The sequence below is a fragment of the Lacticaseibacillus sp. 30 genome, from assembly GCF_053819265.1.
In genome coordinates, this window is the sequence record NZ_JBSOQX010000018.1 from 49,446 (window position 1) to 64,804 (window position 15,359).

Annotated in this window: 11 protein-coding genes and 1 pseudogene; 1 reads left to right on the plus strand and 11 read right to left on the minus strand. The window is 45.9% G+C overall.

Annotated elements, in window-relative coordinates; all coding sequences use genetic code 11:
• Positions 1-94: 94 nt before the first annotated feature.
• The 11 genes and pseudogenes from ACWPAB_RS11560 to ACWPAB_RS11610 all read right to left on the minus strand — a co-directional run bounded on the left by ACWPAB_RS11560 (position 95) and on the right by ACWPAB_RS11610 (position 14,107).
• Positions 95-1,078 carry an ABC transporter permease gene (locus tag ACWPAB_RS11560; protein WP_003584950.1) on the minus strand — a complete coding sequence of 328 codons (984 nt, stop codon included), beginning with the start codon at positions 1,076-1,078 and terminating at the stop codon, positions 95-97.
• Between the two features lie 141 nt (positions 1,079-1,219).
• A complete protein-coding gene (locus tag ACWPAB_RS11565; RefSeq protein ID WP_003573213.1) occupies positions 1,220-2,173 on the minus strand; it encodes an ABC transporter permease in 954 nt (317 codons plus the stop codon).
• 104 nt (positions 2,174-2,277) lie between these two features.
• Positions 2,278-3,948, minus strand: a complete 1,671-nt coding sequence (locus tag ACWPAB_RS11570) for a peptide ABC transporter substrate-binding protein (RefSeq protein ID WP_003584952.1) — start codon at positions 3,946-3,948, stop codon at positions 2,278-2,280.
• 363 nt (positions 3,949-4,311) lie between these two features.
• Entirely contained in the window at positions 4,312-4,992 is a 681-nt protein-coding gene (locus ACWPAB_RS11575; protein WP_003570737.1) for a type 1 glutamine amidotransferase domain-containing protein, read from the minus strand.
• Positions 4,989-5,321: an ArsR/SmtB family transcription factor gene (locus ACWPAB_RS11580; RefSeq protein ID WP_003566249.1), complete on the minus strand. Its 333-nt coding sequence runs from the start codon at positions 5,319-5,321 to the stop codon at positions 4,989-4,991. Before ACWPAB_RS11580 ends, ACWPAB_RS11575 begins: the two co-directional genes overlap by 4 nt.
• 211 nt (positions 5,322-5,532) lie before the next feature.
• Positions 5,533-5,796 carry a hypothetical protein gene (locus ACWPAB_RS11585; RefSeq protein WP_003584955.1) on the minus strand — a complete coding sequence of 88 codons (264 nt, stop codon included), beginning with the start codon at positions 5,794-5,796 and terminating at the stop codon, positions 5,533-5,535.
• Positions 5,797-5,902: 106 nt separating this feature from the next.
• Positions 5,903-7,558: an ATP-binding cassette domain-containing protein gene (locus ACWPAB_RS11590; RefSeq protein WP_003588237.1), complete on the minus strand. Its 1,656-nt coding sequence runs from the start codon at positions 7,556-7,558 to the stop codon at positions 5,903-5,905.
• On the minus strand, positions 7,548-9,149 hold the full coding sequence (locus ACWPAB_RS11595; RefSeq protein ID WP_003588239.1) for an ATP-binding cassette domain-containing protein: 1,602 nt from the start codon (positions 9,147-9,149) through the stop codon (positions 7,548-7,550). Before ACWPAB_RS11595 ends, ACWPAB_RS11590 begins: the two co-directional genes overlap by 11 nt.
• A gap of 423 nt (positions 9,150-9,572) precedes the next feature.
• The gene (locus tag ACWPAB_RS11600) at positions 9,573-9,971 is read right to left on the minus strand and encodes an iron-sulfur cluster biosynthesis family protein (protein ID WP_003566258.1); all 399 of its coding nucleotides are present in this window, start codon (positions 9,969-9,971) and stop codon (positions 9,573-9,575) included.
• Positions 9,972-10,062: 91 nt separating this feature from the next.
• Positions 10,063-10,356 (minus strand): hypothetical protein, encoded by a 294-nt coding sequence (locus ACWPAB_RS11605; RefSeq protein WP_011674627.1) that lies wholly within the window; start codon positions 10,354-10,356, stop codon positions 10,063-10,065.
• A gap of 148 nt (positions 10,357-10,504) precedes the next feature.
• Positions 10,505-14,107: pseudogene (locus ACWPAB_RS11610) on the minus strand (LysM peptidoglycan-binding domain-containing protein).
• 353 nt (positions 14,108-14,460) lie between these two features.
• Between ACWPAB_RS11610 and ACWPAB_RS11615 the strand changes: the two are divergent.
• Positions 14,461-15,222: a matrixin family metalloprotease gene (locus ACWPAB_RS11615; RefSeq protein ID WP_003584957.1), complete on the plus strand. Its 762-nt coding sequence runs from the start codon at positions 14,461-14,463 to the stop codon at positions 15,220-15,222.
• Positions 15,223-15,359 lie beyond the last annotated feature (137 nt).

A 15,359-nucleotide genomic window follows, 5' to 3' on the forward strand; every position in this document is an offset into this window, starting at 1 on the left:
AACCTCCTTTTCTTCGCATTGATTTCAGGCACATACCAGTAGCTTTTGGGTGAGACAAAGGTCGTCTCTTACTGTCATGTGCGCTAAAATTAGCCTAGCTTTGGAATTTAGGGTCAAGCGCATCCCGCAAGCCGTCCCCGACAATGTTGAAAGCAAAAACAATTGCAACCAACACTAGAATCGGCACATAAAGCTGCATGGGGTGCTGCAGCATCTGATCCTGACCATTTGAAATCAAAATCCCTAAGCTGGTATTGGGTGCCTGAATGCCCATTCCCAAGAAACTTAGACTTGCTTCACCAAAAATATTCTGCGGAATGCTTTGACCGATGTCCAAAATCAAAATGCTCATCATGTTGGGTACGAGATGTCGTGTCATAATCCGCCATAGCGGGGTGTCTAACATCACTGCAGCCGTCACGTAATCCAACCCGCGCAATTGCATCACCAAACCGCGCGCCTGCCGTGCTGAACTCGACCAACTAGTCACTGCCAGTGCAAATAACATCGTCCAAACGCCGTCGCCTAACACGATCATCAACAGCATCGTAATCAACAAACTCGGAAGTGAATTGAAAACTTCAATGATCCGCATCATCACTTCATCCACCCAGCCGCCAAAAAATGCCATAGTCATGCCGTAGATCGTTCCGAATCCAATCGCCAAGATCGTACTTAAAATGGCGACCAATAAGGACACTTGAACCCCAAGGCATAGACGGGTAAAAAGATCTCGTCCAAGTCGATCGGTCCCCAGCCAATGCGCAGCACTCGGACCAATATTCCGACTGTCAACTCGGATTAGATTTGGATCATAGTGTTGTATTTTTGGCCCAATAAGCGCAACCATGACAATTAAAATCAAAATCACGGTCCAGAACATGGCTAACCGATCTTTGAATAGCTTGTGACGCGCTGAGGCCCAGAAACCAACACTTTTAGGCACACCCTCGTGGACATTGATTTCTGGCGTTGCCCCTGACTGATCAAAAGTTGCGTCAGAGCCAACCGATGCAGCTTCACTACCAACTGTCGGTGCTTTTTTGAAAAACTGAAAATCCTGATTACTTGCGGCCATGTGTTGAGTAGCCTCCTTAATGGCACTTTGTTTAAACGCGTTCACCAGCCCAGAAACCTGCGTGTAAGGACCTTAAGCGCAATGGCCCAAGTGCGGCTCACGCCCAAAGCCTCTTACACTCCGGTTTCTAACCGGGCTGGCTCACGCTCTGTCATATAATTTAATGCGTGGGTCTGCCAAGGTGTATAGCATATCGGTGATGAACATCGTGACGATGTAGAGGATGGCCAGTAGGACGGTTTCGCCCATGATGATGGGCACATCGCGGTTATTTAAGGCGGTGACGAAGTATTGGCCGACACCAGGGATCACAAAAATGCTTTCGATGAAAATTGAACCCGTGATGCCGAATGCCAAGGTCACCGGCAAAGAAGTGATGATGGGAATTGAAGCATTGCGGACAATGTGGTGCAACACTATCTGCGATTCTGATAGTCCTTTTGCCCGAGCCGTCATGACATATTCGCTAGAGGCAACATCCACCATCGAATTTTTTAAAAGGCGGGCATAGATTGCGATGTAAGTCACGCCGCCAGCAATGGTTGGCAAAATCGTATAAATCCAGCCGCCCCACCAAGTTTGATCGCCGCTGGGCCAACCAATGATTGGAAACCAGCCAAGTTTGCCTCCAAAGTAGCTTTGCAACAACAATCCCAGCACGAGGCTTGGGATTGACATCAGAAAAAGCGCTACAATGGTGACCGCCCGATCAAGCCATGTATTTTTATACACGGCTGCTAAAATACCTAGTAACAACCCCAGTGGAATGCCAAACAGCATCTGTTGAATGCCCAATCGCGCCGATGCGGGCAAGCGATCCCGAATCAAGCTGCTAATCGTCACTGACGGATCAGAAATTGATTCACCAAATTGACCATGAAGCATGTTGTTCATCGTGATACCATAACGTTCCAAAACTGGCTTATCTAAGCCCGTATTTTGATACACCTGTGTTCTGGTAGCTGCTGGCAATTTGTCGGTTTGCGCACTCAACGCATCTCCCGGAACTGCTGCAACCATAAAGAATGTGGCCGTTGCAATTAAAAAAGTAGCAATCAGCAATTCAACAAATCGTCGAACAATCAATTTGACCATGGTGCTAATTGCCCCCTTTTGACATCGTCATGCTGCATAAACTGACATCTCCTTTAAAACCCTATGGACACCAACCACCAACGTCAATCAACATCAAAAAGTCATCATTCTTTTGATGCGTAAGTGTAATTAAACGTACCGCCAAAGACCGTCGTTTGGAGATTCTTGACAGACTTATTGATATAAATCCGCGATTGCGGGTTGGTCAATGGTACGACACCGAAGTCCTTGGCAACCAACTGATTTTCAAGCTGCTTGTAGAGCGTTAATCGTTGTGCCGCCGTGAGGTTACCGTTTAATTGGTCGTCCAGATCATCAAAAGTCTTGCTTTTATAGCCACCAAAGAATTTTTGGAATCCATTGCCAGAATTCCATAGGCTCAAGTAGGCGTTCGGATCAGCCGTTGCTAACCAGCCATTAGCCAGCAGATCGTATTGATTGTCATTTCGCATTTGGATAAAGCTGGCAGTATCAGGTGCTGTTTTGACGGTCACTTTGACACCAAGATTTTCCTGAATCGTTTGCTTCAACCACGTGGCCGTATCATCACTGCCAAGCGTCAAATAAACAAAGTTCAGTTTAGTCAAATCAGTCGACTTCCCTAATTCTTGTAAACCTTCTTTCAACAATGCTTGTCGCTTCGCCTTCGTGTTGTACTGTGCCTGTGCCGTTTTCAACGGATTGCCGACATACTCGCCATAATTGGTCCCGCTCACATCCAACGACTGCGGCACCATCGTGTATGTTGGCTTGTCCCGACCATCATTCACTGCCTTGTTATAGCTCGTTCGATCAATCGACAAGGAAAAGGCTTCACGAACCTTCACATTTTTGAAAAGTCCTTGGGTTCCACCGTTGTGTTGATTCATGATCAACACTTTCGTTGTCGAACCGTTCTGTTTTCGAGAGACGAGTTTGCTGCTTTTGGCGAGTTGATTAAAATCGCTGATCAGCTTGCCTGAGGCGGATAGTGCGTCCAACTGACCACTTTGCATGAGCGAAAGAACCGTTGATGGTTTTTTCACCGTTGTGTAATTCACGGTCTGGAGCTTCACTTTCTTAGCGTTCCAGTATGTTTTATTTTTCTTGAGCGTGATCTTGTCGTCCTTTTTCCAAGACGTCAATTTAAACGGGCCATTGAAAACTTGATCTTGCACGTCGGTTTTCCACTTTTTGTTGCCGACTTTGTTAATCTTGTCCAAGCGAACTGGGTAATAAATCACGGTTGCCATATCTGACAAAAGTGATGGATAAGCATAGGCCAGCCTGATTTGCAGTGTTTTCGCATCCAAGGCTTTCACCCCTAAATCGGCCACACTGCCTTTGCCGGTGTTATAGGCTTCGGCTCCTTTGATAAAGAACGCGCTCGAAGCCTGCGCAAAAGCATTTTCCTTCTTCAGCAGACGCTGAAACGAATCAACATACTGCTGGGCAGTCACGGCTTTTCCGTCTGACCATTTTGCATCGCGCAACTTGAACGTATAGGCCAACCCATCGGCCGACTTGGTATAAGATTTGGCGCCGGTCAGCACCACCCTATCCTTGCCATTCGTCGATTCAATGGTCGTCAGCCCTTCTTGCACCTCAGACAAAATGTCATTTTCGTTCGAGTTCCGCATATCATTCACATCGAGTGTGGTTGGATCATCTGTTTCTGACAAATTCAAAGTCTGCCTTGAACCCGACGCCGAAGTGTTTTTACTGCCGCAAGCGACGAGAATGGTGGCGAGTGCCAAGCCGGTGATAAGTGCTGTTATCAAGTGGTTCTTCTGCATAAAAAATTCATCTCCCAAAACAAAATAAAACTGGCGATGCATCTAGAGTCCTAGATACACCGCCAGTTTTGTCCTTCGTTCAAGTCAAGTGATCCCGTCACCCAAACCAAACCCTAGCCATGTAAATAGAACTGCTGTGTGATTCACAGCAGCAGCACATTGACATGGACATGGCTTGGTTAAACTTTGTCATCACGGCGACTCCTTCCGAAGAAATTAGCAACAGCATACTTTTAAAAAAATAGTTCGTCAATGTGAAAATTTAAAAAATTGACTCATTGGCATTGCATCATCGTCATCATTTGGCAACAAAAGTTCGATGTATCAGTGCTTATAGGCAACATAAAATCAGCATTAAAAAAACTAATGTTTGAGTTGCGGTACCAGTAAATCAGTCAGTGCTTTGACAGAAAATGGGTTTTGTCCGGTAATTAGCTGACCGTCTTGAACTGCAAACGACTTATATGCTCTTTTTTGTACAAAATGAGCATTGTGTTTATTTGCAACCGTTTTGTTTAAAAAAGGAACAACTTTTTGTTTACCGGCTAAAATCTCTTCAGCATGTGTAAAACCTGTGATCTTCTTACCAGCAATCAAATACTGACCAGCTTGGTCTTTGATATTTAGCAAACCAGCGACGCCATGACAAACTGATGTCACGTATCCTTGATGCTGATAAATTGCCAGCGCTATTGCTTGAAGTGCCTGATTGTCTGGAAAATCCCACATAACGCCATGGCCCCCAGTGAAATAAATGGCGTCATATTCAGCTGGATTGACTTGCTCTGGCCGTAATGATGCTGTCAAAGCGCGTTCTTGAAAATCGTGATCTTCATATATTTTCATGATTGCTGGGTTCGTATATTTCATGCTTCGTGGATCAAGGGGGACAAAGCCGCCTTTCGGACTCACATAGTCAACCGCGATGTTGGCTTGCTGCATCGCATCAACAAATTCTGCTGCTTCTCCCAACCACAATCCGGTTGGTGCATCTGTATGCTGATAACGGGTTGTATTTGTTAACACAACAAGTACTTTTGTCATTTTGCTGCCTCCTGAATCACGGATGTCACATCATCCAAAACTTGTTTCAGCTGATTAATTGAGCTTGTATCATGGGATAAATAATAATAATTCCGCGTTCCCTCGCGCCGGTATGCCACTAATCCCGCCTGCTTTAAGATTTTCAGGTGATGTGAAACCGCAGGCCGCGATAACGCAGTCGCCGTCGTCAGTTCACTTACGCGTTTTCCCTGACAAGGTTGATCCGCTAACAAAGCGATGATAATCGCTTGACGCTTTTCATCGCCCAGCGCGACAAGAAAATCACCAACATCAGATAGTTCTTTTTGCAACTGTTTTAGGCTTGACATTTCTTCACCCTTTCGTTTAATTATTTAAACCATTAAACCATGTAATGTTGTTAAAGTCAATAAATCGACACTTGAAGGTAAGACCACGATTACTGGGATTTTCCTTCCACAGAAATGCGCTTGTCTACTCCTGACCGGCAACAAAAAAGCTGATCACAGCGTGTTGCCGCAACCAGCTAAACTGAACCAAAAATACCATCTGACTTGACGCCTATGCGCGCGCTGATTTGCGCATCAAAACGGCTAACAAGGCGATCCCTGCAAGTGTGAACAAAATTGCCGGCATCAAATTAGCGGCCGTAAACATCACGAAGGCCATCGTGGCGAACAAGCCGCCGATCGACAAACCAATGCCCCATTTTTGAACGGCTGTCAAGCTATGGAAAGAGGTACGGAAACCTAGCGCCAGCAACAATGAACCCGCAAAAGCAACGAGTCCAAAAATAATGTGGCCTAAAATCAACCAGTTGAACATATGTGTCTCCCCCTTATCGTTTGCGGACAAATGCAAACTGCAAAAGCCCGTGTGTCATTTAAAAGTATGACGCCTTAACTATACGTGAGACTATCACCCCTGCCAACTAAATCTTTCGAGAATAATCACCCGATAACATTTCGCCCGCCACATGGAGTTGGCCGTCCTTCAACACGACTGCATGATCCCAAAAACGGCCAATATCATGCCGATGTGAAATGACAATCATCGCCACCGGCAGCTGCCGCAAGAGGAGGCCAAGTGTCTGTGCCGAGGCCGCATCAAGATTTGCGAACGGTTCATCCAAAAGTAACATCGGCCGCTGAGCCAGCAAAGCGCGGGCAATCCCGATTTTTTGCAATTCCCCAGCCGACACATTGACACCATCTTGGCCATGCACAAGCGTGGCCAGTCCTTGCGGGAGACGCGCAATAAAATCGGTTAGCCCAACTTGGTGTAAGACAAGCGTCAGTTGCTGATCCGATACTTGCCGGCCAAGCGTGACATTATTGGCCAATGTGTCCTCAAATAATGCAACAACCTGCGGGACAAAGCTCATGCTGTTTGCTGATGCCGCCAGATCGCGCTTGTCTGCATCTTCAAACTGAATCGTTCCAGCTTGCGGCACCAATAAACCTAGCATGAGGCGAAGCAAAGTCGATTTGCCGCCACCACTTGGACCAGTTATCAACATTTTCGCGTGTGCAGTCACGTCGAGCTTTAACTGTAGCTGGTTCAAAGTCGGTTGCGTAGCATCAGGATAAGTGTAAGTGACATTGCGAAGAACAAACTTAGCTGGTTTTTGTCGCGACTGTCCACCTGTCAACTCCTCTTTATGCAGCGATTGGATCAACGGCAACAACCGTTTGGCAGACACCAAGTTGCGCGTCAATTCAGCATACTGACTTGGCATACTGTAAAACAACCAAGTAAAACTCGGTGTCAACATGGAAAATGCAGCAAATTGACCAATGGTGATGACCTTGAAGCCAACAAATAGCAGCTCAATGCCTAAAATCGCAATGTCAAAAACGAGCCCCAACGAAAATCCCATCACAACTGTTTTGACTTGTTGCATCCCCGTCTGATACTGTGCCTGAGAAAACCTCTGATAGGCGCCGCTGAATAGTTGCATACCAAACTGTTCTTTTTGATAGCTTTTTAACAATTCGCGGCCGTTCAAAATTTGCAAGAGGCTTTCCTGCATCTGACTATTCTCAATCTGTCGCTGATTTTGCACTGTTTGCAAGCGACCGGACATCATCTTCGGAATCAAAAGTGCCGTTGCACACAGACTGATGATCAATATCGTTAGTTGCCAAGAGCTGAATAGACCAAATGTTCCAGCAGCTAAAAAGGAAAAACCACCAACCACCAAAGCCGTCATGGAGCGCATCAACAACGGCGCAGCAGTCTGCGCATCCGTGGTGAACCCGTTGACCCGCCGCCCGCTAGCTTGATTGTCAGTTGCAATCGGCCCATTCATCAAAGCTGCCATCAATTGCGTTTGAATTCTTTGAATCAATTGATACTGACCGCGCGTTTGCAGCTTTGCCATCACAGAGCGACCTAACCCTATCACCAAAGCTGTAGCTGCAGCTAACGTGATCATGCTGACTGTAAAAGCAGCATGTTGCATCACACTTTGAATCACTTGTGCCAGTAATAACTCAAGACCAGCACACCCCAAGGCCAGCAACCATAAAATCGAGACAAGTGGACTGTCAACAAGCCGCCAAACTTTTTTCAAATCAGTTATCATGGTGATCACCCACCTTCAACACCTGATCGGCCGCAGTCACAAAATCAAACGTGTGCGTAATGATCACAACCCCGCGCTTCTTAGCTTCCTGCCGCAGCAGTTGCATGACTGCCTGTTGATTAACCGCATCAATGTCCGAAAATGGTTCATCCAAAACAATAAATGGACGATCTGCGGCAATACCGCGAATAATTCCTAATCGGCGCTGTTCACCCGGAGACAATTGATTAGGTTGTAACGTCTGGTCAAGATCGGCAGCATACCGATCAAGTTGCAGTTGCTGTAATAATGCTGGCAACTTTGTCGGATCAGCCTGAGAAGCCAATAGCAAATTAGCCGTCACGGATGCCGTAAACATCACACTCCGCTGCGGCACAAACGCAAACAACGACGCTGACTTGATTTTAGCAGGCACACCCTGAATCTCGATTTTGCCGGTCGTTGGCTGCAATTCGTTGAGAATCAGCTTCAGTAAGGTGGTTTTCCCAGCACCATTTGCGCCGATCAAAAAGGTGATACCTTGATTATGAATTTGAAAATCCAAATGTTGCAAAATCTCCCGATTCGTTTGCGGATAATGGAAACTCACCTTTGTGCCGCGAATTTTGATCGTATCCGGCTGATAGTCCCTCTTCATAGGCGAAAATACCGGCATTACCTGCTGTGTCAGTCGTGGCAATACGCGATCAATAGAGGTTCGTTGCTGAGCCAAGAAACCAATCGTCGGCGCCAATCCCAAAAATGGCCATAGGATTGAACCCACGCCAGCATTCCAGGCACCTAACAGACCGGCAACTGAACTACCAGTGACGGTTAACATGGCAAACCCCACCATCAACGTTAAGACCTCAGCCAAATAGACGCCACCATTGAAAATACCGGCAAGCGCGCCAGAGGCCGTTGCCATTTGCCTCATGCTTGGCGCCGCTTGCTGAAAATAATCAGCGTGTCGTTGACGACTGTAAGCAAACACATTCAGATTGCGAACCACAGCGACATTTGCCAAAAAATCATTGAAAAACGCTTTGTGCTTGTCATCAATTTGAATAAAAGTCGTTTGCGCTTGATTTTGTTGACAAAACAAGCCCCGCGAAACACCGGCAAATAAACCGCCGAATGCTACAAACATCAGTGCCAACTGCCAAGACTGCGTCACGACATAAATGACGCCAAGAAAAACCGTGATCCCAAAATCGACCAGTGGCAAAACCCCTGCATCCAGAAATTGCATGATATGCTGCGTGTCCGTTACGATCAAATTAGTGGCAGTTCCATTATCGTGCACCTGTGTCGCGTCGTCTTGCAAAAAGTTAGCCATCAAAGCGGTCGCAATGTCACCACTGACTCGTCGTTTGAGACGTTCTGTGACAACGCCTGACAAAAAATAAATCCCAGTGTAGACAACCGCTGCCGCTAACATTCCGGCAAAAATGGCCACAAGCAAGTTGACCTGTCCTGAAAGTGCAACGGTCAAACCAAGCTGTATCAGCATCGAAATTAAAACGTTAAAACCATCAATCAGCACTCGTAGTGTCAGTAAGCCAAGCAACCAGCGATATCGGATAGAAGTGATTCGTAAAATAGTTTGCATGCTTTAAGTCCCCTTCAAGCGATTGTTCTGGCCAATCGCTAACTGTTGGGACTGCGCTTTTGGCAACATCATGCACCTACGCAACAGCTTCAAAACACACTTGCTCGCGGCCACACAAAAAGACGGCTTCGCAGCCGCCTTTAATCAACGCAAATAAAACAATACACATGATTAACGACCAGAAGCATCCCCGCGAACCGCAACCAAAAAACTGATTGCCAACGCAGTCCCTGCGTTCAAATTTGATAGGGTAAAGCGTCCATTGATCCGCATTGGAAAATGCCTCCGTTCTGTTTCAAATTTTATTAGCCGTAGTTTAGCAAACGACAAAACCATCGTCAATTAATTTGCCTCATCAGCAACACAAAAAGTGTACCCATTTCATTTTCACTAATGCGCTAAATCATCACAGCACCAATTTTGCTAACAAGTTGCGCCGCTAACCATGATTCCCTTTTTGAAGGCTGCCAACACATCTGCACCATTGGCAATTCGAACACTGCCATCCAAATAAGCGTGAGCATCATCCTTAATGCTGATCGCTCCATTTTGAAAATCCATCGCTAAACCGCTGGCAAAGAAAATCATGTCATAGTCAGACGTATATAGATCCAGACCGGCATCATTTTCCAATTTCACCTGATAGTCCGAATCCGGTTGATCAAGCACAATCAACGTAAATTTCGTCCCGATACTGCAGGCGCCGCCTTGCAACGAATACCGCCCGCCACCATCATCTGTAATCAGCAACAACGTCTTCTGATCAAGATGCTTCTTCTTCATCAAATCAACAAAAGCCTGCGATAATTTGATCGTTGCCATTGTATCGTCACCTTTCTTGTTACTTACTTTTAGTGTGACACTTTCAGGTGGAAAAATCAATTGTGCGCGAGTGAATTAACCATTCATTTGATCATACCAGTGATGAAACAAGTTCGATTGCATTTTGAAAAACGCCTGCAAGACTAGCTTGCTCATTGATGACAATCAACAACCCCTTCACCAACCAAAGCTGAACCGTCATCAGAAAAAGATGGCGGTCAGTAATTTGAATCCCAGATAAAGCCAAGAATTCATTCAAATATGCCGTCAGATCCTGTTTATTTTTCGGCATAAAACCTTGAAACAACGCCGCAAAGTCCAACAACTTCGGGCCAAACCGAGCTTCACCAAAGTCGATGACAACGACTTGCCCTGAGTTAGTCACCAGTAAATTCCAATCCTGTTTTTTGGAGAAAGAATTCTAAGATTATCCATCCAGATGTTTGATACTTTAGAACCACCGCAGGAATCGAACCCGCGTGCGAAAGAGATTCCGCAGCACCAGCGTGGTTGAAGATCATTTTAGGCAAACATTAATTGCCGTTGTAAGTCCCATCATTACCTGTAGCAACGGCGGTTGACGCTGCGTAGTAGTCACCCTGATCAACGACATAAACTCCGATAACAATATTCTTGAAGCCAGAATTAATGATGTTTTCGTAGTGACCGCCTGTTACGCCGTGATTGTTTTCTGGACGTTCATCAACAATGTACTGTTGGAACATCGCATTGGCAATCAGTGTGCTGAGTTTATCAGCACTACCGTCAACATCCTTTTTCCAGAGCGAAGAAGTCGAGATGTTTTCAGTGCTGCGATTCATGTAGACTTCACCCTTTTGATAGGTGACATTTTGCGAGCCAGTTGCTGGTGGATTGACTGGACGGGTGTGGCTGAATTTATACATGACTTCGACCGCGCGCGGCGCTTCCATCTTGTAGGCTTTTGGATCAGATGTCAGCACAGTCTGAGTACGACCAGTTCTTGCTTGCTCGCCATTAACCAGCACATTGAACTTCTTGGCAACTGCTAGCGTCAAATCGGCGTCAGTGTAGGCTTCAGCTTGTTCAATGGAGACCTTCTGATCGTTTGTCTGAATCTGTTTTTCTATGAGTTTCGTTGTCGCATCGTTGACACTCTTGATGGCGCCGATGATGGTTCCGGCAGCCTCAACGTTGCGCCAAATGTTAGTCGTGGTGACTGTCGTGACAGTGTCCCCGTATCCTTCAATTGCTGTTGTAGACGTCGGTGTTGACGAAACCTTGACGTAACCAGTCTTATCAGTCAAGGTATAGCCGCCTTCATCCACGTCAACTTCTTTGTAAACCGTTTTGGCTTGCGTCTTATGGTACTTGTTTGTGGTTGTCACAACCTTCGATACAACATTACCGTTACCATCAAGGCCAAAGTTCGTTACTGTCGTATTTCCAATAAAGTAATAACCATCCGTTGAAGTCAACACCTTGTCATTTTCATCAACATTAACAGTTTTATTAGTTATAGTGACGCCTGTCGTATCCTTCTTCCAGATAATCGTAGTCGTGAAGGTGGTCGTCACATCTCCAGTTACAGGGTCCGTGACATCCGTTGTCTTGACAGAACTGGAGTCCTGATTGTAACCATTCGTGTTGGTCAAAACCTTCCCTGATTCATCCAGGTTCACGGTTTGGTTCTTGATCAAACGCTGCGGCGTCTTTTCCCAAACAACGGTTGTGGTAACAGTTGTGGTAATGTTACCGGTCTTAGGATCCGTTGCATCAACCGACTCTTTAGAGCTGGATACAATTGAATAGCCGTCTGTATTTGTTAAAACATGACCCGATTTGTCTTCATTAACTGTCTTAAGGTCGTACGTGTGTGTTGGCGCTGGGGTCTCGTTCTTCTTCCAAACAACGGTTGTCGTAATGGTCGTGGTTATATTGCCGGTCGTAGGATCGGTGGTATCAACAGATTTCTTGGAACTGGATACCTGCGTGTAACCGTCCGTACTCGTCAAAACGTTACCTGACTCATCCACATTAACTGTCTTATTAACAGTGACGTGCGTCGGTGTCTCAGTCTTCTTCCAGACAACCGTTGTCGTAATGGTCGTGGTTATATTGCCGGTCGTAGGATCGGTGGTATCAACAGATTTCTTGGAACTGGATACCTGCGTGTAACCGTCCGTACTCGTCAAAACATTGCCGGCTTCATCCACGTTCACAGTCTTATTGACAGTCACATGAGTCGGCGTCTCAGTCTTCTTCCAGACAACCGTTGTCGTGACTGTGGTTGTGATGTCACCAGTCTTAGGATCAGTGGTGTCAACGGATTTATCCGAACTGGAGACCTTTGTGTAACCGTCTGTGCTGGTCAAAATATTGCCGGCTTCATCCACGTTCACGGTTTTATTGACAACTTGATGCGCAATCTTGTGATAGATATTGGTCGTAGTATAAGTCGTAATGGTATCACCATTAGCCAATGTTTCAACCGTTTTAACTGGGGTGCCAGCCGTGAGCAACTTGTAACCAGTAAGATCGATTAGGACCTGACCATTTTCATCTTTGTTAATCGTAACCTGCTTTTCGGTATCCTGTGGTACATGGATTGTTGGAATTGTCTTTTCTGCATCAGCAACTGTTTGCTGAACTGCTGGCAATGTCTGTTGATGGTCTGTCGTATCAACCTTGGATGCTTGTGTTTCAGCAGTTGTTATATTGGCCTTGGCTGCTTCCACATTGGTTTGGGCTGTGGTCAACTGATCCTGCCATGTAGCTATCTGGGTATCTAAAGTCTTAATCTTTTGATCAAGCTGGTTGATCTTCGTATTCAGATCAGCGAGTTGTGCTTTGACTGCTTGCGCGACTTGACTATTTTGGCTGGCAACCGATGTCGGAAGTGCCTTTAACGTCGTTTGTGCCTGTACAAAATCGTTTTGGGCCGCCTTGGCCTCATTGTCAACGCTGATCAGTGCCTGATTAGCCGTGTTGAGATTTTGAACCGCTTGGTTTGCAGCCTGTTTGGCTTCTGCCAAGGCAGCCGTTGCATCAGCTAATTGGCCTTCATAACTAGTCAGCTTGCCTTGTGCAACAGCTAGCTGAGCTTTAACAGTCGTAATCGTTGCTTGTGAGTCCGGATTATCTTTGGTTTGCTCGGTCAACGTGTTCAGTTGATTCTGTAAATCTGTCATCTGAGCAGAAAGCGTTTTAACCTGCGCAGATGCTTGATCAACAGCAGCCTGCTTAGCATTCACAGCTGCATTGGCGGTGTCAAAAGTGGCTTGCGCTTGGGCCACTGCAGTTTGGGCTGCTGGCAATTTTGCTTGGGCCGCATCAACCTTGGTTTTGGCTGCGTCAGCAGCAGCTTGGGCAGCTGTCCGCTTGGCTTGAAGATCGGTCAATGTTTGAGCATTCTCAGTATTGAGCAAAGCCGTCAATTTCGCTTCAGCTTCTACTTTGGCTTTTTCGGCCGCTGCTTTTTCAGCTTCTGCTTTCGCCTTGGCTGCCGCAGCTGCCTTAATGGCGGCGTCATTATCTTTGGCAATCTGATCAATACCTGCTCCTGAGGTAATTCCTTGCTGCCCAGATCCAGAACCTGAGCCACCAATAGTTGTGTATTTCACTTCAGCTTGTTGTGCAGGTGTCGAAATCGCTGGTTTAGCAGGGTTCAAATTAAATGTCTGATTCGTGCCAGCAGCATTTTACGTCGTTACTGTTGCGTTGTCGCCACTGCCTTGCAGAGAAAGCTTAGCGCCAGCATAAATCAAGTTCACGTTAGCAATGCGGTTAATGGCTGCCAAACGATCAACTGAGGTTGTGAAACCTGTATGATTCAGCGCCTCGCTGATCGTCGAAAGTGTGTCACCCCACTGAATATCATAAACCGTGCTATTCGACGCCTTAATCTGCGCCTCAATCTGACTGACTGGGCGCAGGGTCCAAACTCGTCCATTATTTGTCTGTGATTGTTGCGAAGTTGCTGGTTGATCGCTTGCATGCACAACCTGACCGCTAGTTGCCAAACTGAAGCCCGCTGTCCCCAATGCAAAAGCGGTCAATCCAATGGCCAACCAACCATGATGCTTACTATGAACCAAGGTAACCTTATGTTCTTTATCTGTAAGTGCTGACCAAAGCTGTCGTCTCATTGCTCTCATCGTTACTCCTCCACATTCTTTTATGAAATTACAAATTTTATTATACTTCGTTATTAACAAAGCTTGTATTTATTACCCCAAATCAAAGCGTATTCTCATAATTTTCTTTTTTTATTGAAGCATCACCTTTTTGAATTGATACGTAAACGTGAATTGTACTTCCCAATTTGAACAAAACCATTTGTCGAGGCAACTAAAGCCATCCTTTATAACCTTAATCTACCGTTTCGTCACACGACTAAGTTCCTGCGATATCCTTAAAAATTCAGTCCAAAGCTGCACGACAAACTGCGATAAGGTAACATACAATAACAGTATGCTTTTGCAAACTCATTTTGGAAACGAGGCCACTCATGAAACATCGCAACCGTTTATTTTGGCTGATTATGCTTGTGGCTGGGATCTTTTTAATCTATAGCACTGAAAGTCCGGTGCCGATCGCTGCTCGCAACACCGTCAAGCAAGGCATTAGCAATGTCTGGACCGCCACAACTGATACCGTCAGCACTTGGCTAAACGGCGGTCCGCGATCTGTCGCAAAAAATGGTGCGTCAATTGCCAGCACCGCGCCAAGTCAAGCGAGTCAGGTACCTTCAGCCACACCGAGTCAAGCGGTCGATGCCACACCAGCCTTGAGTATTGTTCAAGGGCACCAACTTCGAAGTGTCTATTACTACCATTTTGATGACAACTTGCCACAGTCTGAACACGATGTCTTTTTAAAAGCCGTCAAAGCGTATAACGCAACGGGCATCGTCAAACTAGTTGCCGGTCAAGGTAAAAAATCCGATAACCAGATCACGTTTTCCAGTTATAAAAAAGAAATGTCAGCAGAGAGTTTTGGCTCAACGGAACTCGGTGCTGGTGGCCCGACAATTATTGTTGAAACCTATGGCAGCCAAGTCACCGTCATCAACCACGCCCGCGCCAGTCTGAATCTTTCTTATCCTTTACAATCGATCAACGATGCAGTCGCGATGCACGAGCTCGGCCATGCGTTGGGACTCGATCACAGTCAGTCAAAAGCATCCGTTATGTATCCAATTACGCAAGGTGTTAGTCAGTTGTCGGCAGGCGATATTGCGGGACTGAAGGCGATTTATGACAGTCGATAAAACTGTTTTATTTAAAACAGTCAATCTTGTTACTATCTGATTTTTTGTAAAAATTGCGTTACTCAAATCAGCATCATTATTTTTAAATGGGAAATCATTAAATACTACCAAAAACCTCGGGCAAAATCTGAAAATTT

Bases quoted from the DNA above. Each gene is read 5' to 3' on its own strand.
- ACWPAB_RS11560 (WP_003584950.1), bottom strand. From the start codon at position 1,078: ATGGCCGCAAGTAATCAGGATTTTCAGTTTTTCAAAAAAGCACCGACA.
- ACWPAB_RS11565 (WP_003573213.1), bottom strand. From the start codon at position 2,173: ATGGTCAAATTGATTGTTCGACGATTTGTTGAATTGCTGATTGCTACT.
- ACWPAB_RS11570 (WP_003584952.1), bottom strand. From the start codon at position 3,948: ATGCAGAAGAACCACTTGATAACAGCACTTATCACCGGCTTGGCACTC.
- ACWPAB_RS11575 (WP_003570737.1), bottom strand. From the start codon at position 4,992: ATGACAAAAGTACTTGTTGTGTTAACAAATACAACCCGTTATCAGCAT.
- ACWPAB_RS11580 (WP_003566249.1), bottom strand. From the start codon at position 5,321: ATGTCAAGCCTAAAACAGTTGCAAAAAGAACTATCTGATGTTGGTGAT.
- ACWPAB_RS11585 (WP_003584955.1), bottom strand. From the start codon at position 5,796: ATGTTCAACTGGTTGATTTTAGGCCACATTATTTTTGGACTCGTTGCT.
- ACWPAB_RS11590 (WP_003588237.1), bottom strand. From the start codon at position 7,558: ATGATAACTGATTTGAAAAAAGTTTGGCGGCTTGTTGACAGTCCACTT.
- ACWPAB_RS11595 (WP_003588239.1), bottom strand. From the start codon at position 9,149: ATGCAAACTATTTTACGAATCACTTCTATCCGATATCGCTGGTTGCTT.
- ACWPAB_RS11600 (WP_003566258.1), bottom strand. From the start codon at position 9,971: ATGGCAACGATCAAATTATCGCAGGCTTTTGTTGATTTGATGAAGAAG.
- ACWPAB_RS11615 (WP_003584957.1), top strand. From the start codon at position 14,461: ATGAAACATCGCAACCGTTTATTTTGGCTGATTATGCTTGTGGCTGGG.